This window comes from Nonomuraea sp. NPDC050202 (assembly GCF_040656115.1).
Classification (GTDB): Bacteria; Actinomycetota; Actinomycetes; order Streptosporangiales; family Streptosporangiaceae; genus Nonomuraea.
Genome location: NZ_JBFALF010000002.1, coordinates 14,999 through 36,592 on the forward strand (window position 1 = coordinate 14,999; position 21,594 = coordinate 36,592).

Here is a 21,594-nt window from a genome sequence, read left to right on the forward strand (position 1 = left end):
GCCGGTGCGGCTGCCGAGGGGACGAGCCCGGTGGAGGCCGCCGCGGCCGAGGCCGTCGCCGACGCCGTGGCCGAGAAGCCGAAGAGGGCCACCAGGACACGGTCGACCGCGACGACGACGCGGCGACGTACGACGAAGAAGGCCGCTGAGGCCGAGCAGGAAGCCGCGCCCGCGGTGCCGGAGGGTGAGGCCGGAGCGCCCGGCGAGGCCGCTGAGGCCGTCGCTGAGGCCGCCGCGGAGGCGCCTGTGAAGCGGCGCAGGACGCGTAAGAAGGCCGAGGCGGAAGAGGCCGCGGCGCCTGTCGCCGAGGTGTCCGGCACCGAGGTGTCCGGCGCGCAGGTTTCCGGCGTGGCGGTGTCCGGTGGCGAGGCGCGGTCCGTGGAGGACTCCGCCGCGCGGGCCGGGGTGGCCGAGGCCGGTGCCGCCGAGGGGGCCGAAGTGGTCGCGCCCTCCGGTGGTGGTGAGGTCGCGGCGCCGTTCGGCGGCGAGGCGGCGGTCACGGGTGCCGGTGGCCAGGTGGGCGCGGCTGAGGACGTCCCTGCCGGTGCCGACCGTGCGGCCGCGGAGGCCGCCGTCGCTCCTGAAGGGGCGACCGGGACGGCACGGCGCCGTACGCGCAAGGCCACGACGGCGAAGGCCGGTAAGGCGGCGGGCGCGGCCGAGAGTGCTGCGGTGCCCGCAGGCGAGGCCGGGGGCGCTGCCGTGCCTGCCGGTGAGGCTGGGGGCGCTGCCGTGCCTGCCGGTGAGGCCGGAGGCGCCGCGCTGTCGGCCGGTGAGGCCGCTGCGGCGGCGGGCGCCGGTGAGGGCAGCGCCGACGTGGCCGGCGGCGCGGGCGTCGAAGCGGCTGCGGCCGGTGCGGGCCGTGCGGCGGCCGGCGCCGGTAGGGGCCGTGCCGGTAAGGGCCGCGCTGCGGCCGGCGAGGGCCCCGCGGACGCAGGTGCCGGTGAGGCTGCCGAGGGCGACGAGGCGGACGAGGACATTCTGGAGATCCTGCCCGAGGACGAGCCGCTCGACGACGAGCCCGCGGGTGAGGACCTCGACGAGGAGAGCGTGCGGCCGAGCCTGCTCGCCGACCCCTTCGGGCTGACCGCGCGCAGGGACGTCGAGGCGGGCGGCGCCGCGTTCCAGCGGCCGGCGGCCATCTTCGCGCCGCTGTTCCAGGCGCCCGACCCCAGCCGTGCCAAGCCGGTCGTGCAGCGGAAGGTCGAGCCGCAGCCCGCTCCCGAGCCCGAGGAGGCTGAGGAGCCGGTCGACGAGACCGTGGCCGAGGACGAGGAGACCGACCTCGACACCTCCGACGAGCAGGAGGAGGAAGAGGGCGGCGGCCGTCGCCGTCGCCGCCGCAGGGGCGGCAGGGGCCGCGGCAAGGCGCGCGAGCGTGACGAGGCCGAGGACGGCGAGGAGTCCGAGGAGGAAGGCGACGAGGAGCAGGCGGAGGAGGCCCAGGAAGAGGAGTCCTCCACGTCGCGGCGTCGTCGCCGTCGCCGCCGCCGGGGCAGCGAGGAGGTCGCCGAGCCGGCCAGCGACGACCCGCCGAACACCGTGGTGCGCATCCGCGCGCCGCGCTCCGGCCGTACGGCGACGCTCGACACCGCCACCGACGGCGTGCAGAGCGTGCGCGGCTCCACCCGGCTGGAGGCCAAGAAGCAGCGCCGCCGTGAGGGGCGCGAGCTCGGCCGCCGGCGCCCGCCGATCATCACCGAGTCGGAGTTCCTGGCCCGCCGCGAGTCCGTGGACCGGATGATGGTGGTGCGCCGCCAGGGCGACCGTACGCAGATCGCGGTCCTGGAGGACGGCGTGCTCGTCGAGCACTACGTCAACCGTGAGGCCAGCCAGTCGTACGTCGGCAACGTCTACCTCGGCAAGGTGCAGAACGTGCTGCCCTCGATGGAGGCGGCGTTCGTGGACATCGGCAAGGGCAGGAACGCGGTCCTGTACGCCGGTGAGGTGAACTTCGACACCGCCGGGATGGAGGGCCAGCCCAAGCGGATCGAGTCGGCGCTGAAGTCGGGCCAGTCGGTGCTCGTGCAGGTCACGAAGGACCCGATCGGGCACAAGGGCGCCCGCCTCACGTCGCAGATCAGCCTCCCCGGGCGTTACCTCGTGTACGTGCCGGACGGGTCGATGACCGGCATCAGCCGCAAGCTGCCCGACAAGGAGCGCACGCGGCTCAAGAGCATCCTGAAGAAGGTCATGCCGGAGAACGCCGGTGTGATCGTGCGCACGGCGGCCGAGGGCGCCTCCGAGGAGGAGCTGGCCCGCGACGTGGCCCGGCTGTCGGCGCAGTGGGAGAGCATCCAGAAGAAGGCCAAGTCGGCCAGCCCGCCCGAGCTGCTGTCCGCCGAGCCCGACCTGACCATCAGGGTCGTGCGTGACGTCTTCAACGAGGACTTCACGAACCTGGTCGTCCAGGGCGACGAGGCGTGGGACACGGTGGACGACTACGTCGAGTACGTCGCTCCGCACCTGGCCGAGCGCCTGTCGAAGTGGGACGGCGAGCAGGGCGACGTGTTCGAGTCGTACCGGATCGACGAGCAGCTCGCCAAGGCGCTGGACCGCAAGGTGTGGCTGCCGAGCGGTGGCTCGCTGGTGATCGACCGTACCGAGGCGATGACCGTCGTCGACGTCAACACCGGCAAGTTCACCGGCCAGGGCGGCAACCTGGAGGAGACCGTCACCAGGAACAACCTGGAGGCGGCCGAGGAGATCGTCCGCCAGCTCCGGCTGCGCGACATCGGTGGCATCATCGTGATCGACTTCATCGACATGGTGCTGGAGTCGAACCGCGACCTGGTGCTGCGGCGGCTGCTGGAGTGCCTGGCGCGCGACAGGACGAAGCACCAGGTGGCCGAGGTCACCTCGCTGGGGCTGGTCCAGATGACGCGTAAGCGGGTCGGTCAGGGCCTGCTGGAGGCGTTCTCGACGCCGTGCGAGTGCTGCAACGGGCGCGGCCTGGTGGTCTCCACCGAACCGGTGGAGTCCAAGCCGGAGCCGCGTGGCACGCAGGGCAAGATGGCGGTCGAGAAGGCGGTCTCGGACAAGGTTTCCGCGGCCAAGGACTCCTCCAGCCGTGATACCGTGACCGGTGCGCTTGATGACGTCCCGGCCGAGGACGACCAGGCAAACCAGACTTCCGGCAGAGGGCGGCGACGCTCCCGCCGAGCCAAGTCTGCCGAGTAGCTGCTCGACAGACTTCCGACGATCCGTCCGGTTCGCCTAGGGGCCCGGTCATCCGGTACCCTGGTGAATCGGTGCGTCAGGTGACGTGCCCTGTTGGCGCGCTTACTCGGTTCGTCGGTTTGAGACAGACCGAATGACAGGCGCAGCATTCGGCGGCCGCCTCTCCGTGAGGCGGCCGATGTTCGAGACAACAGTGAGTCAGTAGAAGGGTTCCGCGGTGTACGCGATCGTTCGTTGCGGCGGCAGGCAGCAGAAGGTCTCCGTCGGTGACGTCCTCGAGGTGGACAAGGTCGCCGGCGAGGTCGGCTCTTCGGTTTCGCTGCCGACGGTGCTCGTCGTCAACGACGGCGATGTGACCACCGAGGCGGGCAAGTTCATGGTCAGCGCCGAGATTCTCGGCGAGACCAAGGGCCCGAAGATCCGCATCCTCAAGTACAAGAACAAGACCGGTTACAAGAAGCGCCAGGGTCACCGCCAGCGGTACACCCAGGTGAAGATCACCGGTATCGAGCAGGCCTGAACGGGAGTTTGAGAGATGGCACACAAGAAGGGCGCGTCGTCCACCCGGAACGGTCGTGACTCCAACGCCCAGCGTCTGGGCGTCAAGCGCTTCGGTGGCCAGCTGGTCAACGCGGGCGAGATCATCGTCCGTCAGCGTGGCACCCACTTCCACCCCGGCGACAACGTCGGCCGTGGTGGCGATGACACGCTGTTCGCGCTGGCCGCGGGTCACGTGCAGTTCGGTGTCAAGCGCGGCCGTCGGGCCGTGAGCATCGTTCCCGTCGCCGAGTAGGGTTTCCTGCTCGTTCGACCTTCGGGTTTGTTGCTTCAGGGGTGGATCGACTCGATCGGGTGTCGATCCACCCTTTGGCGTTTTCCGGGCTTCACGGCCTCGGTGCTGGAATGAGATGCCCCCTGGCGGGGGTGATGGAGGAATACGGGGATGCCGGACTTCGTGGACCAGGTGGTCCTTCACATCAGGGCCGGTGACGGGGGGAACGGGTGCGCCTCCATCCACCGGGAGAAGTTCAAGCCGCTCGGCGGCCCCGACGGCGGCAACGGCGGGCGGGGCGGCGACGTCATCCTCGAGGTCGATCCCAACACCGCCACCCTGCTCGACTACCACCGCCGCCCGCACCGCAAGGCGGAGAACGGCAAGCAGGGTCAGGGCTCCAACCGTGACGGCGCCAACGGGGAGGACGTGATCCTGCCCGTGCCGAACGGGACCGTGGTGAAGGACGCCGCCACCGGCGAGGTGCTGGTCGATCTCGTGGGCGCCGGTACGCGGTACGTGATCGCCGAGGGCGGGCACGGCGGGCTCGGCAACGCCGCGCTGGCCACCACCAAGCGCAAGGCGCCCGGCTTCGCGCTGCTCGGCGAGCCGGGCGACGGCCTCGACGTGCTCCTGGAGCTGAAGAGCGTCGCCGACGTGGCGCTGGTCGGCTTCCCGAGCGCGGGCAAGAGCTCGCTGATCGCCGCCCTGAGCGCGGCCAAGCCGAAGATCGCCGACTACCCGTTCACCACCCTGATCCCCAACCTCGGCGTGGTGACCGCGGGGGAGAACGTGTTCACCGTCGCCGACGTGCCCGGCCTGATCCCCGGGGCGTCGCAGGGCAAGGGGCTCGGGCACGAGTTCCTGCGGCACGTCGAGCGGTGCGACATGCTCGTGCACGTCATCGACTGCGCCACCATGGAGCCGGGGCGCGACCCGATCACGGACTACGAGGTGATCGAGGCGGAGCTGCGGGCGTACGGGAAGCTCGAGGACCGGCCGCGGATGATCGTGCTGAACAAGGCCGACGTGCCCGACGCCCGGGAGCTGGCCGAGATGGTCAGGCCCGAGTTCGAGGCCAAGGGGCTGCAGGTGTTCACGATCTCCGCCGCCACGCACGACGGGCTGCGGGAGCTGACGTACGCGATGGGCGAGTGGGTCGCGGCGGCCAGGGCCAACAAGCCGATCGAGGAGCCCACGCGGCTGGTGATCCGGCCCAAGCAGCTCGGGGACGCCGGGTTCAAGGTGCGGCGGGTCAACGACAACCTGTTCCAGATCACCGGTGAGAAGCCGGAGCGGTGGATCAGGCAGACCGACTTCAGCAACGACGAGGCCGTCGGCTACCTCGCCGACCGGCTGGAGCGGCTGGGCGTCGAGGAGCAGCTGGCCAAGGCGGGCGCCAAGGCCGGCGCCGAGGTGGTCATCGGGCCCATGGAGGGCGGTTACGTCTTCGACTGGCAGCCCACGCTGAACGCCGAGTCGGTGCGGCAGGGGCCGCGCGGCACCGACATGCGCCTCGGGTAGCACGCGTCCCAGGCGCGAAGGGGGCCGGCGTCCCAGGCGGGCGGCCAACCCGCCGGGGCGCGGGCGGCTCAAGCGCGTAGGGCGCGGGGGTTCAGGCGCGGAGGGTTGCTTCCGCGCCGCCGTCCGCGTACAGGATCTGGCCCGTCATGAACGAGTTGGCGGCGCTGACCGTCCAGGCGAGCAGGGACGCGATCGCGTCCACCGGGCCGGGGAAGCCCAGGGGCTGCGGCATGGCGGCGGCGACGAGGGCGCGTGCCTGCGGGTCGTCCAGGAACGTCGCGCGAGCCGTATGCGTGTCCACCACGCCCGGCGCCACCGCGTTGAGCGGGATGCCGCACTCGGCCCAGGACAGGGCGGCGCGGCGCAGCCACCGGTTGAGCGCGAGCTTGCTCGACGGGTAGACGGCGCGCCCCCGCCCGGACTCGACGAGTGTGCGGGCGGCCGCGGCGGCGGCGTCCTCGTCCATGGTCAGGCAGGACTCCACGAGGTCCTCGTCGGCCGCCACGATGGCGCTCAGCGAGGAGACCGCGACCGCTCTGGGCTGCGCGGACGCGGCAAGGAGCGGCCGCAGGCCCTCCAGGGTGGCGATCGTGCCGAAGAAGTTGAGCCGCACGGGCAGCTCGGACGGGAGCGCGAGCCCGGCGACGGCGACGAGGCCGTCGATCCTGCCGCCGGAGGCCGACGTGACGCCCGACACCAGGCTGTCGCGGCCCTGCGGGGTGGTCAGGTCGGCGAGAACGTCGGCGTCGCGTACGTCGCAGCGGATCACCTTCGCTCCGGACGAGGCGAGGTGGTCGGCGGTGGCCGCGCCGATGCCGGAGGCGGCGCCGGTGACGACATAGGTACGAGCTTCCATGCGTGAAAAATTACATTCGTTGAAGTAATGCAGTCAATGCAGACAATGCGGCAATTCAGTAGCGGTGGCCCTGCGGCGAGCGGATAGGCTGCCTTACGTGCGGGAACAGATCAGCTCAGCGTCGAAGGTCGTCGTCAAGGTCGGCTCCTCCTCGCTCACCACCCCCCAGGGCATGATCGACGTGGACCGGGTCGACGCCCTGGTGGACGTGCTGGCGGCCAGGCGCCGTACCGGGACGCAGATCGTCCTGGTGTCCTCCGGAGCGATCGCGGCGGGCCTGGGCCCGCTCGGGCTGAGCGCGCGACCGCGCGACCTGGCCACCCAGCAGGCCGCCGCCTCCGTCGGCCAGGGCGTGCTGGTGGCCCGCTACACCTCCTCCTTCGCCCGCTACTCGCTGCGCGTGGGCCAGGTGCTGCTGACCGCCGACGACATGATGCGGCGCGCGCACCACGCCAACGCCCAGCGCACCCTGGCCAGGCTGCTGGAGCTGGGCATCGTGCCCATCGTCAACGAGAACGACACGGTGGCCACCGACGAGATCCGCTTCGGAGACAACGACCGCCTCGCGGCGCTGGTCGCCCACCTGATCCACGCCGACGCGCTGGTGCTCCTGTCGGACGTGGACGCGCTCTACGACGGCCCGCCCAGCCGCAGCGGCTCGCGCAGGCTGGCCGAGATCCGCGGGCCTGAAGACCTCGTCGGCGTCGAGCTGGGCAAGAACGGCGCGGCCGTCGGCACCGGCGGCATGATCACCAAGGTGCAGGCCGCCAGGATCGCCACCGGGGCGGGCGTGCCCGTGGTGCTCACAGCGGCCGCTCACGCGGCCCAGGCGCTCGCCGGGGCCGACGTGGGCACCTACTTCCACCCGGGGGGCCGCCATCCCGGCACGCGCCTGCTGTGGCTCGCGCACGCCACCACCGGGCGCGGCCGCCTCCACCTCGACCCGGGCGCCGTGGAGGCCATCGTGGGGCGCCGCAAGTCGCTGCTGCCGGCCGGGGTGACGGCGGTGGAGGGTGAGTTCGCTGCGGGCGATCCGGTGGACCTGTGCGGCCCTCAGGGGCTCGTGGTGGCCCGAGGCCTGGTCAACTTCGACGCGACCGAGATCCCGGGGCTGCTGGGCCGCTCCACCAGGGAGCTGGCGAGCACGCTCGGTCCGGAATATGAACGCGAGCTGATTCACCGCGACGACATCGTCATACTGGAAGCCCACAACTAGACAAGCCCCGGCAAGGAGCGCGTGATGTCCGAAGAGTTCCTGAAGGTCGCCCGTGCGGCACGAGAGGCCGCCGCCGAGCTGGCCCCGCTGCCGCGGGCGCCCAAGGACCGGGCGCTGCGCACGATCGCCGACGCCCTGGTCGCGCACGCCGCCGAGATCGTCACGGCCAACGCCGAGGACGTCGAGCGGGCCAGGGCCCAGGGCATCTCCGAGGCGATGATCGACCGGCTGCGGCTCGACGAGGCCAGGATCGGCGCCATCGCCGAGGCCGTGCGCCAGGTGGCCGACCTGCCCGACCCGGTCGGTGAGGTCGTCCGCGGCTCCACGCTGCCCAACGGGCTGGAGCTGCGCCAGCTCAGGGTGCCGCTCGGCGTGATCGGCATCATCTACGAGGGCCGCCCCAACGTCACCGTCGACGCCGCCGCGCTCTGCCTCAAGAGCGGCAACGCGGTCCTGCTGCGCGGCTCGTCCAGCGCGTACTCCTCCAACACCGCGCTGGTGCGGATCATGCAGGACGCGCTGGCGGCCACCGAGGTGCCCTCCGGCGCCGTCCAGCTCGTGCCGGGCCAGACCCGCGACTCGGTCAAGGAGCTCATGCGGGCCCGCGGGCTGGTCGACGTGCTGATCCCGCGCGGCGGCGCGTCCCTGATCAACTCGGTGGTCGAGGAGTCCACGGTGCCGGTGATCGAGACCGGCGTGGGCAACTGCCACGTGTACGTCGACGCCGAGGCCGACGTCGACCTGGCCGTGCAGATCCTGGTCAACGCCAAGGCGCAGCGGCCGTCGGTGTGCAACGCCGCCGAGACGTTCCTGGTGCACGCCGGCGTCGCCGACGCGTTCGTGCCCAAGGCGCTGGCGGCGCTGCGGGAGGCGGGCGTGACCGTGCACGGCGACGAGCGGATCGCCGGCTACGGCGCTGAGGTCGTCCCTGTCACCGACGACGACTTCTACGCCGAGTACCTCTCGCTCGACATCGCCGCCGCCGTCGTCGGCTCGCTGGAGGAGGCGGTGGCGCACATCCGGCGCTACGGCTCCGGCCACACCGACGCCATCGTCACCCGGTCGCAGCAGGCCGCCCGCAGGTTCGTGGCGCTCGTCGACTCGGCGGCCGTGGCGGTCAACGCCTCGACGCGGTTCACCGACGGCGGCGAGTTCGGGTTCGGGGCGGAGATCGGCATCTCCACGCAGAAGCTGCACGCGCGCGGCCCGATGGGGCTGCCCGAGCTCACCTCCACCAAGTGGGTCTATACGGGAGAGGGGCATTTGCGCACGTCAGAAGGCACGGTGGTGTGCGGTTGACCGGCGTGTCGGCCTGACCTGCGCGGGGTGCCGCAGCTTGACTGGGGGGCATGGAAATTGTCGTCGCCCTGGTCTTCTCGGCCGCGGTGCTGTTCGGCGCCGACCGGCTGCTGCTCTGGCTGGAGAGCCGCGGCCACGTCAACTGGCGCAGGAAGGGCCGCAGGCAACTGTCGGAAGAGCCCACGGCCGGGCTCGACAGCATGCTCTCCGATCACACACGCCGATAATCCTTCGGCGTGCCTCACACGGTAACTCGCGTACCGGCGCTAGGGTTGTGTCCCTTATGGGCGCGCCGGGCGGGGAGGGACGGTGAGCAAGCTCGGCAAGGTCGGGCCGTACACCCTGGTCGAGCGGCTCGGCCGGGGCGGCATGGGTGAGGTTTACCTCGCCACCACCCGCCGCGGCGAGCAAGTCGCGCTCAAGGTCCTGCGCGACCTCACCGAGGACGAGACCGCGCGCATCCGGCTGGAGCGCGAGGTGCGCGCGCTGCGCAGGGTCGAGAGCCCGTACGTCGCCAAGGTGCTCGACGCCGACCTGAACTGTGCGCGGCCGTACCTCGTCATGGAGCACATCGAGGGCGCCACGCTGCTCGACCAGGTACGCCAGAGCGGCGCTCTGGAGGTTTCCCAGCTCGTCGACATGGCCCAGGGCATCGCCGCCGCGCTGGCGATCATCCACGCGGCCGGGGTCGTGCACCGCGACGTCAAGCCCGGCAACATCATCATGGCCGACCGCGGGCCGGTGCTGATCGACTTCGGCATCGCCCAGGTGCTCGACGCGACCCGGCTGACCATGACCGGCACGTTCCTCGGCACGCCGGGTTACACGGCGCCCGAGATCTTCGCCGACGAGCAGGTCGACGCGCCCGCCGACGTGCACGCCTGGGCCGCCACGGTGGCGTTCGCGGCGACGGGGCGGCCCACGTTCGGGCGGGGCACGGCCGAGGCGCAGATGTACGCGGTGCTGAACGGCCGGGCCGACCTCAAGGGCGTGCCCGTGGAACTGCTGCCGCTGGTGCGCGCCGCGCTCAACAGGGAGCCGGGCAAGCGGCCCACGGCGGCGCTGCTGGCCGATCGGCTGTCCAGGCTGGCCAAGGCCACCAGCACGGCCGAGAGCGAGCAGGCGGCGGCCGGTGGGCGTGCCGGCGACGGGGCCGAGGAGACCGCCAAGGGCACGGCCGCGCGCAGCCGTGCGGCCGAGGACTCCGGCGCGCGGGGCGAGGCCAAGGCACGCAGCAGGCCCAACGCGGTGCCCGCGGAGGGCAAGGTGCCGCCGCCGCGCGGGCGTACCGGAAGCAGGCCCGTGCCCGACGGCAGCGGGCGCAGCGGGAGCAGGTCCGCCTCCGACGGGAGCGGGCGGGCCGGGAGCAGGCCCGTGCCCGACGGGAAGGGCGCGGCGGCGCTGGCGCGCAGCCGGGCCGAGGGTAAGGTGCCCGCGCCGCGGGCCCGCACGAGCGTCGACGGGAAGACCACCGGCCCGCGGCCCAAGATGACCGCCTCACGCCAGCGCACGGCGGCGGCCGTCAGGAGCAGGACGACCGCCAGGCCGAAGGCCGAGTCGGCCACCACCCTGCCCGCGGGCAACGGCGCGTTGCTGATGCTGGCGGTGCTGGCCGTGCCGTGCGTGGTGGCCTCGGTGATCTGGCCGATCGCCTCGATCGCGATCACGACCGCCTTCGTGGTGCTGACCAGGACGCTCTGGATGAGCCACTGGATGGTCAGGAAGCGCAGCTCCCGGCGCACGCGGGTGACGCTGCGCGTGCTGCTCTTCCCGATGGCGCTGGCCGGGGCGGCGGTCACCGCCGTCGTGTGGCCGGGGGTGCCTGTCGCGGTGGCGTCGGGCGGGGCGCTGTGGGCCACCGGTGGTGGTCAGATCGACTCCGACTGGTGGCAGCAGGCCGCGCCCGTGACGGTGGCCGGTGTGGTGTTCGGGATGTTGTGCGGCGGCATCACCGGGCGCGAGATCGAGCGGATCGGGCACCGGCTGCCCGACCTGCGCAGGGAAGGGCTGCGCGCACTGGCCGTGCTGGGCGGGTTCGTCGCCCTGTGCGCGGCTGCCGTACGCGCGATCGCCCTCCTGCTGTAACGGGCCTGGGCGGTCCCAGCGGGCCCGGGGGCCCGCAGCCGTTTACGTGCTGTGGCGGGCTTGGGCGGCCCGCCGCCGTCTCACGGCGGGCCGGCGCGGTCGATCACGCCGATCGGTCGCGCGGTGTTCAGCCCTGGCCGCCGTCGCGGCGGGAGAAGCGGTTGAAGATGCGCTCGCCCGCGTTGACCGCGCCCTCGGCCACGTCGCGCAGGACGCCGATGAACGGGTCCTGCGACTGCTGCCAGGACGCGCGGTAGGACTCGGCCGCCGCCTTGATCTCGTCGGTCACTCTCGCGTTGGGGTCGTCCTCCCTGCGGGGGTAGTCCCCGCCGAGGATCCGCTCGTACTCGCCGCTGCGCTGCCACCTGTCCAGCTCCGCCACGCGCACCACCGCGAACGGGTGGGTGGTGCCGAGGAGGTTGAGGACCTTGAGGAAGCCGTCGCGAAGGTCGCCCGCGGTGTCGTATTCCTGGTACTGCTCCAGGAACGCCTCGATGTTCATCTCGTGGGTGTAGTCGCCGCCGGCGAGCTTCATCAGCGCGCGCTTGGCCGCCTCGGGGTCCTGCCCGACGAGCAGGCCGCCGCGGTCGGAGGACAGCTCGGACTTGCGGTACCACTCCTCCAGGCCCGCGACGATCGCCCGCAGGCCGATGTAGCCGAGCGGGATCCAGGCGACGCGGGTGGCGAGGCGGGTGAGGATGTCGAGCATCGTCCGGTAGACCGCGTGCCCCGACAGGATGTGCGAGGTCTCGTGGCCGATGACGAAGCGCTGCTCCTCCTCGTTCATGAGGTTGAGCAGACCGGTGGTCACGACGATGAACGGGTCGTCGAAGCCGATGGCCTTGGCCTGGACCTGCGGGTCCTGCTGGACGTAGATCTCAGGGATCCGGTGCAGGTCGAGGGTGTAGGCGGCGTCGCGGCCCATGTCGTAGAGGGAGCGGAACTGGGTCTCGCTCACGCGTACGGCCGACGCCAGGTACATCAGGCGCAGCCGCCGCTCACTGATGAGGCCGGACATCTGCTTGAGAACCGTGTCGAACCCACTCAACTTACGCAGAGCGACCAGGGCGGACCGGTCTGCGGGGTGTTCGTAGGCTCGGGACGAGATGCCGGGCAGTTGGACGCGGTTGCGGTCCGGGGTGGTCGTCATGCCCGGCATGCTACGTCCGCAACGGAAGTGATGCGCGGTCATCACGAAGGGGGGTCCATTCATGTTGGGGGAAAGCGTCCGCGTAAGGTCCGATTCATGATGAATGCGCCTGGTGTGCAGGGGATGAGGCGAGTGGGCGTGATGGGTGGGACGTTCGACCCCATCCACCACGGGCACCTGGTCGCGGCCAGCGAGGTGGCCCATCACTTCCATCTCGACGAGGTCGTCTTCGTGCCGACGGGACGGCCGTACCAGAAGTCCGAGCGGGAGGTGTCGGCGCCCGAGGACCGCTACCTGATGACGGTCATCGCGACGGCGTCCAATCCCCGCTTCTCGGTCAGCAGGGTGGACGTGGACCGCCCGGGGCCGACGTTCACGATCGACACCTTGCGTGATATTTCAGAGATATACGGGCCTCAGGCCGAGCTGTTCTTCATCACCGGCGCCGACGCGCTCGGCGCCATACTCGACTGGCAGCAGGCCGACGAGCTGTTCGAGCTGGCGCATTTCGTCGGCTGCACGCGCCCCGGGCACACCCTGCACGACCCTGGCCTGCCCGAAGGCCGCGTGACGTTGCTGGAGATTCCCGCCCTGGCCATTTCCTCGTCCGAGTGCCGTCAGCGCGTGGCAAAGGGCGAGCCGATTTGGTATCTGGTGCCCGATGGAATCGTCCAGTACATCAACAAGCGCGGGCTGTACCACGCGGCCGGTTGACGGGGCTCGGGGAAACACAGGTGAGGGGTTTCGGGCTGGAAGGGTACCCTCAACATAAGGGCATGCTGCCGACACAGGAGGACAGACCCGCATCGTGACCGCATCTGACAGATCCGTCCAGCTCGTGCGCATCGCCGCGGAAGCCGCGGCCGACAAGCTGGCCGATGACATCCTCGCCTACGACGTGAGCGAACAGCTCGTCATCACCGACGCCTTCCTGCTCTGCTCCGCCACCAACGACCGTCAGGTACGCGCCATCGTCGACGAGATCGAGGATCGGCTGCGCACCGAGGCCGACGCCAAGCCCGTACGCCGTGAAGGCGAGCGCGAGGGCCGCTGGGTGCTGCTCGACTACATCGACATCGTCGTCCACGTCCAGCACGAGGAAGACCGCACGTTCTACGCGCTCGAACGCCTCTGGAAGGACTGCCCGGCCATCGCGCTGCCGGAGAGCGTGATGCAGGCCAACCTCCAGCGGGCCCGCGCGTGAGCCCCACCTTCATGCGTTTCCGGCAGGCCGCCGCATGAGCCGGCGGATCGTGTGTCTGCGTCACGGGCAGACTCTGTGGAACGTCGAGCAGCGGTTCCAGGGCCACTCCGACATCCCTCTCGACGAGACCGGTGTCGCGCAGGCCGCCAGGGCGGCCTCGTTGCTGGCCTCGCTGCGGCCCACCATGATCGTCTCTTCCGACCTCCAGCGGGCCAACGACACCGCCCTGGCCCTCGGACGGCTGATCGGGCTCGACGTGGCGGTCGACAAGGACTTCCGCGAGCGCGGCGGTGGGCAGTGGGAAGGGCTCACCCGTGAGGAGATCGCCGCGCGCTGGCCCGAGGAGTACGCCGCCTGGGAGGCGCCCGACGGCGAGCCCGTCACCGACGTGGCCGCCAGGGTGGCGACCGCGATGCGCCGGTGGGCGGCCCGGGTCGACGACGACGGGCTGCTGGTCGTGGTCTCCCACGGCGCGGCGCTGCGGCTGGGCATCTGCGAGCTGCTCGGGCTGCCCGAGGAGTTGTGGCCGGCGCTGGGCGGGCTGGGCAACTGCTCCTGGTCCGTGCTGCAGGAAGGGCGCAAGGGGTGGCGGCTGCTGGAGCACAACGCCGGCACCTTGCCCGAGCCGGTGCACAGCGACGACAAGCCCGAGGCCGAGGCCTGACGGTCCGTACGGCTCGGGGGGCCGTACGGGCGTACGAGGGCCGATCCCGGGCGAACAACCCGACGACAGCCCGAACGGGCTGAGCGTGTGCGGGGGCCGGTGGAGCAGCATGGCGTCCTCCTGCCCGCGGACGATCTCGGTGGAGCGGCCGGGGGCGCGGCGATGCCGCGGTCATGGAAGGGGCGGCGCTCCGTACGGATGATCTCAGGGCGTCGCGTAGGACCCGAGGTTGATGGCGGAGGCGGCGCGTTCGGTCATGCGCTTGATGAGGCTCTTGCCCGGCATGTACGGCAGCAGGCGCATCATCTGGTTACGTCGCCAGATCTGGGACTTCTTCCGGGGAACCAGGAACTTGTCGGCCCCCTGCGCCTGGCGCCGGCAGACGGCGGCATAGGGTCTCATGCGGCTCTCGTACCGGCTGAAGGCGGCCTCGTGGTCGCCCGCCTCGGCCAGCTCGCCCGCCAGCACGTACGCGCCGATCAGCGCCAGGCCCGTGCCCATGCCGCCCGGCCCGGGGGCGTAACCCGCGTCGCCGAGGAGCGTCACCCGGCCGGACGAGTACGACGGCAGGACGACCTGGGCCGCGGGGGCGAAGTAGAAGTCGTCGGCCGCCCGCATCCGCCCGAGCAGGTGCGGGACCTCCCAGCCGACCCCTTCGAACGCCTTCTCGACCAGGGCCTGCTGCTCGGCCCGGTCGCGGTGGTCGTAGGTGAGCGGGGGCGCGGCGAAGTCCAGGGAGGCCCTCGTCCGGCCGCCCGTGCTGACGATGGTGGCGCAGGCGGCGGGCTCGCTGTACATGACGCCCTCGTGGTCGAGGTCGTACGTGCTGGGGATGGAGAAGATCGCCCCGTACATGCCCAGGTGGTGGATCCGGCCAGAGGTGTCGCCGAAGGCCAGCTCGCGGACCTTCGAGCGGATGCCGTCCGCCCCTACGACCAGGTCGAAGGTGCGGGGGGCGGATCGTTCGAAGGTGACGTGGACGCCGTCCCCGGTGTCCGCCAGCGCGGTGATGGAGTCGCCGAAGACGTACTCGGCGGGGGCGGCGTCGTGCAGGATGCGGCTCAGCGCGCCGCGAAGGATCTCCACCTCCCCGCTGAACGCCTCCGAGGGCAGGCTCGACAGGCGTCTGCCGCGCTCGTCGACGATCGCGATGTCGCCCATGTGGGTCTGGGCCTGCCGTACCGCGTCGAGAATGCCCATGCGGGTCAGGACCTCCAGCTGGGGAGCGCCGCGGAAGTCGACCGCCTGGCCGCCCGGGCGGATGGCGGGGGCGCGTTCGACGACGGTGGGGTGGTTGCCGTGGCGGGCCAGCCAGTGGGCCAGGGCGGGGCCGGCAATGCCGGCGCCGGAGATGAGGACGGCGAGGTCGCGCATCGGGGTGGCCTTCCTTGGGTGTTTACGCTGTACGCGCACTCTAGGAACGGGGCGTCGGCGCGGCAATATGGCTGCCTGCTGCACTAGTGCGCACACGGGAGACGTCTGGTAGAAATCGGGCTGGTGCACTAGTGCGCCAGGCATGCCGTGCGAGTGGGAGGAGCAGCCGGTGGATCGGGAAGGTGCGCCGTACCTCCGGATCGTCGAAGAGCTGCGGCGGCGCATCGCCGCCGGAGAGCTGGCGGCGGGTGATCGGCTGCCCTCGACGCGGCAGATCGTCCAGGAGTGGGAGGTGGCGATGGCCACCGCCAGCAAGGTGCTGAGCAGGCTGCAGGAGGAAGGGCTGGCGCGGGCGGTGCCGGGGGTGGGCACCGTGGTGGCGGGGCGCGAGGCGGTCGCGCGCACGCACGTACAGGACCTGACCAGGCAGCGCATCGTGCGGGCGGCCATCAGGGTCGCCGACGGGGAGGGGCTCGCGGCCGTCTCGATGCGGCGGGTCTCGACCGAGCTGGGCGCCTCCGCCATGTCCCTGTACCGGCACGTGGCGGGTAAGGACGAGCTCATCCACCTGATGGCCGACGCGGTGTACGGGGACGACCCGCCGCCGGAACGCGTCCCGCGCGGCTGGCGGGAGCAGCTGGAGCTGGCGCTGCGGCAGCAGTGGCGCATCTACCGGCGCCACTCCTGGCTGGCGCGGGCCGTGTCCCTGACGAGGCCCGAGTTCGTGCCCAACGGCATGGCGCACACGGACCGGCTGCTGCGCGCGCTGGACGGGGTCGGGCTGGACGCGAACGCCATGATGCACGCCGTGCTGTCGCTGCTGAGCTACGTCCGTGGGGCAGCGGTCAGTCTGGAGGCGGAGGAGCAGGCGCGTACGGAGACGGGGATCACGGACGACGACTGGATGCGGGAACGGGAGGCCGAGCTCGGGACGCTGTTCGCCTCCGGGGCCTATCCCACGCTCGCCAAGGTGGTGGAGCAACCCGGGCTGGACCTCGACCTCGACTCGGTCTTCGAGTTCGGCCTGCGGCGGCAGCTCGACGGGCTGGCCGTTCTGGTGGCCAGGGCGCGGGGCGGGCGGCGCGATTAGGCGAATGGGGCCGGATGGCTATATGCTCTCGGAGCGCCGCAACGGGTGGACTCGGAGCGGTGACCAGGGGCTATAGCGCAGTTGGTAGCGCGCCTCCATGGCATGGAGGAGGTCTGGGGTTCGAATCCCCATAGCTCCACAGGACAACTCGCCCCGATCCTGGGTTCAGGATCGGGGCGTTTGTGTTGTGCGGGTGTGGTGTGCGAGCACAGGCCTCCGTTGGGAGGGGTGGCGGCCGATCCGGGGCTAGGGCGCGGCGGCCGATTCGAGGCCGGGGTGCGGCGGCCGGGTCTGGGGCTGGGGTGCGGCGGTCGATCTGGGGGTGGGGTGCGGCGGCCGATTCGGGGCTGGGGCGCGGCGGCCGGTGAGCCGCCGTTGCGTGCGACCTGCCCGGTGATCGCCGAGGTCGGCCGGCCGGGCCTCCGGCTCGTCAGTGCGGGCGGGTGGGAGGTCGGGGAGTTTGGCCGAAGGAGTGCTGCCAGAGTTGCTCGCCGTCGTCGAACTGGACGGTGGGGAGGAGGCCGGCGTTGCGGGCGACGGTGGCGGAGGCGGTGTGGGCAGGGTGGATGTGGGCCTGCACGGTGGTGACGCCGGTCGTGCGGAGCCAGGCGATCAGGGCTGTGGCGGCTTCGGATGCGTAGCCCTGGCCCTGCCACGGTGCGCCGATCACCCAGGCGACCTCGGCTCGGCGGCCGTTGTCCATGATGGTGGCCTGGACGTAGCCGATCGCCTGGGCGTCCGGTCCGGTGCGGAGGATCCAGTTGCGCCATTCCTGGCTGCCGTCAGGGGAGCGGCCGATGGCCTGGCGGGCGTAGCGGGCGCGTAACTCGTCCAGCGTGGGCGGGGAGCCTCCGGTGAAGGTGTACAGGGTCTTCGCGCTGAGGACGTGCACCATCTCCTCGGCATCGGCCACCGACAGCGGGGTGAAGAGGAGCCGGTCGCTGGTCAGCTCGGGGTCGGCCATCTGTTTGCCAATCTCCAGCTCGTTCCGGGGGCGGTATCGGCGCGGGCCGAGGTGGATCGGTCCGCATCGGGCTCGCGCCGGTGTGGATCTGTGTGGATCGATGCTACGGGCCGGTGTCGCGGAGCCGGCAGCGCGTCTCGAAGGGTTTCAAGGCGGGACACTGTGGGGCTCGTCCGGATCGTGCCTGGGTGTCCCGCCTTGCTGGTGTGTCGGGGTGGGGAATCAGGAGAAGACGGCTGATTTGAGCAGCAGGCGGCTGCTTGCCCGGCCGCCGGGGCGCAGGGAGTAGTAGTCGCCTGTGCAGTCGATGCCGGTGAACATGGTGACCGTGGAATCGGTGTGGTTGACGGCGGTGTGTGCGCTGTCCTCGATGTCGTAGACCTCGGGCAGGTTGATGCAGGTTCCGCTGTGAGGGTCTGTCAGGTCGGCGATGCTCGTGCCGTCCGGGGTCGGGTAGGTGTAGCTGAAGGTCCCTGTGGCGGCGTGGGCGGGGGTGCACAGCGACACTGCCAGTGCCAGCGTCAGGGAGGAGAGGGTGGTGGCGGTCCTGCGTGCGTTCATGGCGGAGCATGTCCCTTCGGGATGGGATGAAGGCTTCGATCGGCACCACATCCTATGACTACTCTCTGTGACTGAATAGATACGAAGAGCGATGTTGTTGTCACTGGGCGGCCGGTGGGGTCAGCGGCCCTTCTCGTAGATGACGAGGCCTCGGGAGAGGCGGAGGGGGACCAGGACCAGCTCCACCAGGAGAGCCTTCCAGGCGTAGTAGAGGTTCACTGCCTTGTTCAGGTAGACGAAGGGGAGGTTGAGCAGGACCTGCGTGATGGGGAGGCGGCGGCGTCTGGCCGCGTAGAGGAGGGCTGGGACGGTCAGGAAGAGCTCGGCGCCCGCCCACCAGCCCAGCGTGTGGGGCAGCGGCTCGTGGAAGGTCGTGACGAGGAGCAGCGGAGCCGCCCACCACAGCGGGGCCACCAGGATCTCCAGGAGGGCCACGATGATCCAGGTGGCGAGCATGGGCTTGCGGGTGAGCAGGCGAGGGAGATGGAGGCGGACGTTCTGCATGAAGCCGGCCATCCAGCGCCACACCTGCTTGCGGAGGTAGGTGAGGGTCTCCGGATCGGCGGCCCAGGCCACGGCGTCGGAGACGTAGACCGCCCGGCGGCCTGCCAGTTGCTGGCTCCAGGTGAAGTCCATGTCCTCGACGATGGTGCGTTCGGGGAAGCCGCCGGACTCGGCCAGGGCTGTGCGTCTGAACATCGAGCAGCAGCCGGAACAGACCATCGGACTGTCCGCCAGTTGCTGGATCGGGCGGTGCCAGTGGAAGCCGAACAGGTACTCGGTGGACCTGCCGCGCTCCCACGGGGTGCGGGCGAACCGGGTCTGTACGTTGCCGGCCGCCACCTGCACGGCCGGGTCGTCGAAGGCAGGCTTGAGGTGCTCGATGTAGTCGGGGGCCAGGACGGTGTCGGCGTCCACCGCCAGGACCAGGTCCGTGTCGCAGTGGGGGAGCGCGTGGTTCTGGGCCTTGGCCTTGCTGCCCAGGTTGTGGGGCGGGCGCAGGACCGTGACGCCGTAGGAGGCGGCGACGTCGCCGGTGTGGTCGGTCGAGCCGTCGTCCACGACGATGATCTTTTCTGGCGGGACGGACTGGGACTTGACGGAGCGGAGGGTGGCGGGGAGACCTGCCTCCTCGTTATGGGCCGGGATGATGACCGTGACGGTCAGGGGCGGGGACGTCCGCGCCAGTGTTGACGTGGGCGTGAGCGCCGGCGAGGAGGGCGTGGTCACCTGCGTCGCCTCCTCAGCTTGAGCGCGATCAGGGTCACCAGGCCGACCGTGGCGTAGACGATCAGGCTGAAACCGAGCGTGGGTGGGCCTCCGGGCATCCTCTGGCTCCTTGGTTGTTCGATGGGTTGTTGTGCGAGGTGGCTATGAGGATGCTCTGCGGGGCCTGGGTGGCGAGGTTCCGAATGCGGTTCTGTGGAGGGAGGGTCGGCTGTCCGGGTTGTCCTGTGGATGAAGGGCCGGCCGGGGTTGCGCCGCCGCCGGTACGGGGCCGGAGAGTGGCGAGGCGCGGCAGGCTGCCTACACTGCGGCAGGCCATGATGGCGCGGAACGGACCGCACGTGGCGCTGGAGCGTCAGTGCGTCGAGCCGGACGTGGCGCTGGAGCGTCAGTGCGTCGAGCCGGACGTGGCGCTGGAGCGTCAGTGCGTCGGACCGGACGTGGCGCTGGAGCGTCAGTGCGTCGGCCGCACATGGCGCCGGAGCCTCAGGGCGCGGTGCTGGAGGCCGCCGTCTCCGTCAGGCTCCGCCACCACCGTTCCCGGTGCGTGGCCCGTACTAGGCGGTTGTGCAGCCCGTGCAGGACCTTGGCGTTGTGCGTGTTCACGTGGAGCTCCTCCGCCCCCGCCAGGTGACGCAGCGGGCGGCCGCGGCAGGTGGAGCAGCCGCACGTGCCCTCCCCGAGCCGCTCCACCGGCACGAACTCCAGCCGCTCCACCACGAACGCGCTGCGCGCCCCGCCCCGCCGCCACCCGCCACGCACCTCGTGCGGCTCCGGGTAGAGGTGCCGCAGCACCTCCCGGACGCCGATCGCGGCCCACTCCGCCCCGTACGCCAGCGCTCCCAGCGCGGCCACCCCGGCCGAGAGCAGGGGCAGCGGGACCGGCCGGTACGGTGGCCCGTCCTCGACCACCAGCGCCACCGGCGACCCGTAGTCGGCGACCGTGCGGAGGAGCGTGCCGCGGTCCTCGATGACCCAGCGGGCGTGTACGGGCAGCACTGCCACGGCGCCGTCCCACTGGAGGGCCTGTTCGAGGATGGCGTGCAGGGCTTCGTGGTCCCCTTCACCGACATATCCGGAATCGGTGAGCGGGGCCGTCGCGCCCGCCTCCACCTGGTCCGCGATCCAGTCGGCCGACAGCCGCGCCGTGCCCCGCACCCGGGCGGACCCGGCGTACCTGCGGCGATCGGCGAGCAGCGGCCCGTCGTAGCCGGCCCTGCGCACCATGCGCACCGCGTCGTGGCCGGCCTGGCCGGTGAAGACCAGGCCGGAGCCGGGGTGACCGGCCAGCGTCGTCGCGTCGTAGACGTCCCTGACGCTGACCTGCACCAGCAGGCGCTCGTGGAGGTCCATGGCGCGCGCATCCTGGGGCCGAGGGGTGTCTTATCCCGAGATATCCCCATAAATCGGCGGGGTTCCCGCCTCCCGGTAACGCCTGGCCAGCTCGTCCGCCGTCGCCGCCAGCCGCTCGCGCAATGCGACGGGAGTCAGCACCTCGGCATCCGTGCCCAGCCTGAGGAACTCCCCGACCGCGTGCTCGATCGACTCGATCGGCACCGTGACCCGCGTCCAGCCCTCCTCGTCGGGCGGCAGCGCGCTCTGCCTGGCCGCCGCCACCACCCCGGGCGTCATGAGATCGGCCAGACGCCGCACCCCGCGCGGCGACAGCCGCACCACGGCCTCGCCCCAGCGCAGCCTGGCCTCGAACTCCGCCAGGTGCCCCGCCCAGTAGGCGGCCAGATCGAACCCCTCCTGCCGGACGAACCCCTCCGCCAGCGGCTGCAGGTCGAGGATCTGCGAGACGCGGTACGTGCGCACGTCCTCGCCCGCCCGGGCCACGAGATACCACCGCCCCGCCTTGACGACCAGCCCGTACGGCTCCAGCCGCCGCTCCACCTCCTGCGGCTGCTTCCACCGCCGGTACCTGATCTGGATGCGCCGCTCGTTCCAGACGGCGTCGGCCACGGCGGCCAGGTAGGTCGTGGGGTCCTGATCGCGGTACCAGGTGGGCGCGTCGAGCAGGAACCGCTCCTGGATGCGGCCCGCGCGGTCCCTCAGCTCGACCGGGAGCGCCGCCATCAGCTTGAGCTGCGCCGCCGCCACCACCGTGCCCAGGCCCAGCTCGGCCGCGGGGCCGGGCAGGCCCGCCAGGAACAGGGACTCCGCCTCGTCCGCCGTCAGGCCGGTGAGCCGGGTGCGGTAGCCGTCGAGGAGCTGGTAGCCGCCCTTCGGGCCCGCGTCGCCGTAGAGGGGGATGCCCGCGGCGTGCAGGGACTCGACGTCGCGGTAGATGGTGCGTACCGAGACCTCCAGCCGCTCGGCCAGCTCCTGCGCGGTCATCCGCCCGCGCGTCTGCAGCATCAGGAGGATGGAGACCAGGCGGGAGGCACGCACATCACTGACACTACCTGTCAGTGACCCTGCCGTA

20 protein-coding genes and 1 tRNA gene are annotated in these 21,594 nt (G+C 71.5%); 13 read left to right on the top strand and 8 right to left on the bottom strand.

What is annotated here, in order from left to right; genetic code table 11:
• Nucleotides 1-516: 516 nt before the first annotated feature.
• From AB0I79_RS05110 to obgE, 4 genes are all read left to right on the top strand, one after another.
• The gene (locus AB0I79_RS05110; protein ID WP_357869596.1) at nt 517-3,180 is read left to right on the top strand and encodes an Rne/Rng family ribonuclease; all 2,664 of its coding nucleotides are present in this window, start codon (nt 517-519) and stop codon (nt 3,178-3,180) included.
• 217 nt (nt 3,181-3,397) lie between these two features.
• Nucleotides 3,398-3,700, top strand: a complete 303-nt coding sequence (gene rplU / locus AB0I79_RS05115; RefSeq protein WP_357867130.1) for a 50S ribosomal protein L21 — start codon at nt 3,398-3,400, stop codon at nt 3,698-3,700.
• 15 nt (nt 3,701-3,715) lie between these two features.
• Nucleotides 3,716-3,973, top strand: a complete 258-nt coding sequence (gene rpmA / locus AB0I79_RS05120; protein WP_012893687.1) for a 50S ribosomal protein L27 — start codon at nt 3,716-3,718, stop codon at nt 3,971-3,973.
• Between the two features lie 150 nt (nt 3,974-4,123).
• Nucleotides 4,124-5,476, top strand: coding sequence for a GTPase ObgE (obgE, locus tag AB0I79_RS05125; RefSeq protein ID WP_357867133.1), 1,353 nt, complete (start codon nt 4,124-4,126; stop codon nt 5,474-5,476).
• A gap of 91 nt (nt 5,477-5,567) precedes the next feature.
• Here the strand turns inward: obgE and AB0I79_RS05130 are convergent, their stop codons facing one another.
• Entirely contained in the window at nt 5,568-6,332 is a 765-nt protein-coding gene (locus tag AB0I79_RS05130) for an SDR family oxidoreductase (RefSeq protein WP_357867136.1), read from the bottom strand.
• Nucleotides 6,333-6,420: 88 nt separating this feature from the next.
• Here AB0I79_RS05130 and proB point away from each other — a divergent pair, with 88 nt between their 5' ends.
• The 4 genes from proB (at nt 6,421) to AB0I79_RS05150 (ending at nt 10,932) form a co-directional block, all read left to right on the top strand.
• Entirely contained in the window at nt 6,421-7,548 is a 1,128-nt protein-coding gene (gene proB / locus AB0I79_RS05135; protein ID WP_357869599.1) for a glutamate 5-kinase, read from the top strand.
• A 24-nt stretch (nt 7,549-7,572) separates the two neighbouring features.
• Nucleotides 7,573-8,847: a glutamate-5-semialdehyde dehydrogenase gene (locus AB0I79_RS05140; protein ID WP_357867138.1), complete on the top strand. Its 1,275-nt coding sequence runs from the start codon at nt 7,573-7,575 to the stop codon at nt 8,845-8,847.
• Between the two features lie 50 nt (nt 8,848-8,897).
• The gene (locus AB0I79_RS05145; RefSeq protein WP_357867142.1) at nt 8,898-9,074 is read left to right on the top strand and encodes a hypothetical protein; all 177 of its coding nucleotides are present in this window, start codon (nt 8,898-8,900) and stop codon (nt 9,072-9,074) included.
• Between the two features lie 82 nt (nt 9,075-9,156).
• Nucleotides 9,157-10,932 (top strand): serine/threonine-protein kinase, encoded by a 1,776-nt coding sequence (locus tag AB0I79_RS05150; RefSeq protein WP_357867145.1) that lies wholly within the window; start codon nt 9,157-9,159, stop codon nt 10,930-10,932.
• A 127-nt stretch (nt 10,933-11,059) separates the two neighbouring features.
• Here AB0I79_RS05150 and AB0I79_RS05155 read toward each other — a convergent pair whose 3' ends face one another.
• The gene (locus tag AB0I79_RS05155) at nt 11,060-12,082 is read right to left on the bottom strand and encodes a M48 family metallopeptidase (protein WP_357867148.1); all 1,023 of its coding nucleotides are present in this window, start codon (nt 12,080-12,082) and stop codon (nt 11,060-11,062) included.
• Nucleotides 12,083-12,205: 123 nt separating this feature from the next.
• On the opposite strand from AB0I79_RS05155, the gene nadD reads away from it, so the two are divergent.
• The 3 genes from nadD to AB0I79_RS05170 all read left to right on the top strand — a co-directional run bounded on the left by nadD (nt 12,206) and on the right by AB0I79_RS05170 (nt 13,950).
• Entirely contained in the window at nt 12,206-12,796 is a 591-nt protein-coding gene (gene nadD, locus AB0I79_RS05160) for a nicotinate-nucleotide adenylyltransferase (protein ID WP_357867151.1), read from the top strand.
• Between the two features lie 94 nt (nt 12,797-12,890).
• Complete coding sequence (gene rsfS, locus AB0I79_RS05165; RefSeq protein WP_357867153.1) at nt 12,891-13,286, top strand: ribosome silencing factor; 396 nt, start codon at nt 12,891-12,893, stop codon at nt 13,284-13,286.
• Between the two features lie 34 nt (nt 13,287-13,320).
• Complete coding sequence (locus AB0I79_RS05170) at nt 13,321-13,950, top strand: histidine phosphatase family protein (protein ID WP_357867156.1); 630 nt, start codon at nt 13,321-13,323, stop codon at nt 13,948-13,950.
• Nucleotides 13,951-14,154: 204 nt separating this feature from the next.
• Here AB0I79_RS05170 and AB0I79_RS05175 read toward each other — a convergent pair whose 3' ends face one another.
• Nucleotides 14,155-15,324: an FAD-dependent monooxygenase gene (locus tag AB0I79_RS05175; protein ID WP_357867159.1), complete on the bottom strand. Its 1,170-nt coding sequence runs from the start codon at nt 15,322-15,324 to the stop codon at nt 14,155-14,157.
• A gap of 169 nt (nt 15,325-15,493) precedes the next feature.
• Between AB0I79_RS05175 and AB0I79_RS05180 the strand changes: the two genes are divergently transcribed.
• Together AB0I79_RS05180 and AB0I79_RS05185 are read left to right on the top strand one after the other, a co-directional pair.
• Entirely contained in the window at nt 15,494-16,414 is a 921-nt protein-coding gene (locus AB0I79_RS05180; protein ID WP_357867161.1) for a TetR/AcrR family transcriptional regulator C-terminal domain-containing protein, read from the top strand.
• Nucleotides 16,415-16,480: 66 nt separating this feature from the next.
• Nucleotides 16,481-16,553, top strand: a tRNA-Ala gene (locus AB0I79_RS05185).
• 291 nt (nt 16,554-16,844) lie between these two features.
• Here AB0I79_RS05185 and AB0I79_RS05190 read toward each other — a convergent pair.
• The 5 genes from AB0I79_RS05190 to AB0I79_RS05210 form a co-directional block, all read right to left on the bottom strand.
• Nucleotides 16,845-17,378 (bottom strand): GNAT family N-acetyltransferase, encoded by a 534-nt coding sequence (locus AB0I79_RS05190; RefSeq protein WP_357867163.1) that lies wholly within the window; start codon nt 17,376-17,378, stop codon nt 16,845-16,847.
• 222 nt (nt 17,379-17,600) lie between these two features.
• A complete protein-coding gene (locus tag AB0I79_RS05195; RefSeq protein ID WP_357867166.1) occupies nt 17,601-17,939 on the bottom strand; it encodes a hypothetical protein in 339 nt (112 codons plus the stop codon).
• Nucleotides 17,940-18,059: 120 nt separating this feature from the next.
• Nucleotides 18,060-19,169 carry a glycosyltransferase family 2 protein gene (locus tag AB0I79_RS05200; RefSeq protein WP_357867169.1) on the bottom strand — a complete coding sequence of 370 codons (1,110 nt, stop codon included), beginning with the start codon at nt 19,167-19,169 and terminating at the stop codon, nt 18,060-18,062.
• A gap of 483 nt (nt 19,170-19,652) precedes the next feature.
• Nucleotides 19,653-20,519: a hypothetical protein gene (locus tag AB0I79_RS05205; protein ID WP_357867171.1), complete on the bottom strand. Its 867-nt coding sequence runs from the start codon at nt 20,517-20,519 to the stop codon at nt 19,653-19,655.
• 30 nt (nt 20,520-20,549) lie between these two features.
• Entirely contained in the window at nt 20,550-21,560 is a 1,011-nt protein-coding gene (locus AB0I79_RS05210) for a YafY family protein (RefSeq protein ID WP_357867173.1), read from the bottom strand.
• Nucleotides 21,561-21,594 lie beyond the last annotated feature (34 nt).

What these genes read in the sequence shown, in the direction of transcription:
- rpmA (WP_012893687.1), top strand. Translation starts at nt 3,716, where the DNA reads ATGGCACACAAGAAGGGCGCGTCGTCCACCCGGAACGGTCGTGACTCC.
- obgE (WP_357867133.1), top strand. Translation starts at nt 4,124, where the DNA reads ATGCCGGACTTCGTGGACCAGGTGGTCCTTCACATCAGGGCCGGTGAC.
- AB0I79_RS05130 (WP_357867136.1), bottom strand. Translation starts at nt 6,332, where the DNA reads ATGGAAGCTCGTACCTATGTCGTCACCGGCGCCGCCTCCGGCATCGGC.
- AB0I79_RS05140 (WP_357867138.1), top strand. Translation starts at nt 7,573, where the DNA reads ATGTCCGAAGAGTTCCTGAAGGTCGCCCGTGCGGCACGAGAGGCCGCC.
- AB0I79_RS05145 (WP_357867142.1), top strand. Translation starts at nt 8,898, where the DNA reads ATGGAAATTGTCGTCGCCCTGGTCTTCTCGGCCGCGGTGCTGTTCGGC.
- AB0I79_RS05155 (WP_357867148.1), bottom strand. Translation starts at nt 12,082, where the DNA reads ATGACGACCACCCCGGACCGCAACCGCGTCCAACTGCCCGGCATCTCG.
- nadD (WP_357867151.1), top strand. Translation starts at nt 12,206, where the DNA reads ATGAGGCGAGTGGGCGTGATGGGTGGGACGTTCGACCCCATCCACCAC.
- AB0I79_RS05170 (WP_357867156.1), top strand. Translation starts at nt 13,321, where the DNA reads ATGAGCCGGCGGATCGTGTGTCTGCGTCACGGGCAGACTCTGTGGAAC.
- AB0I79_RS05175 (WP_357867159.1), bottom strand. Translation starts at nt 15,324, where the DNA reads ATGCGCGACCTCGCCGTCCTCATCTCCGGCGCCGGCATTGCCGGCCCC.
- AB0I79_RS05190 (WP_357867163.1), bottom strand. Translation starts at nt 17,378, where the DNA reads ATGGCCGACCCCGAGCTGACCAGCGACCGGCTCCTCTTCACCCCGCTG.
- AB0I79_RS05195 (WP_357867166.1), bottom strand. Translation starts at nt 17,939, where the DNA reads ATGAACGCACGCAGGACCGCCACCACCCTCTCCTCCCTGACGCTGGCA.
- AB0I79_RS05205 (WP_357867171.1), bottom strand. Translation starts at nt 20,519, where the DNA reads ATGGACCTCCACGAGCGCCTGCTGGTGCAGGTCAGCGTCAGGGACGTC.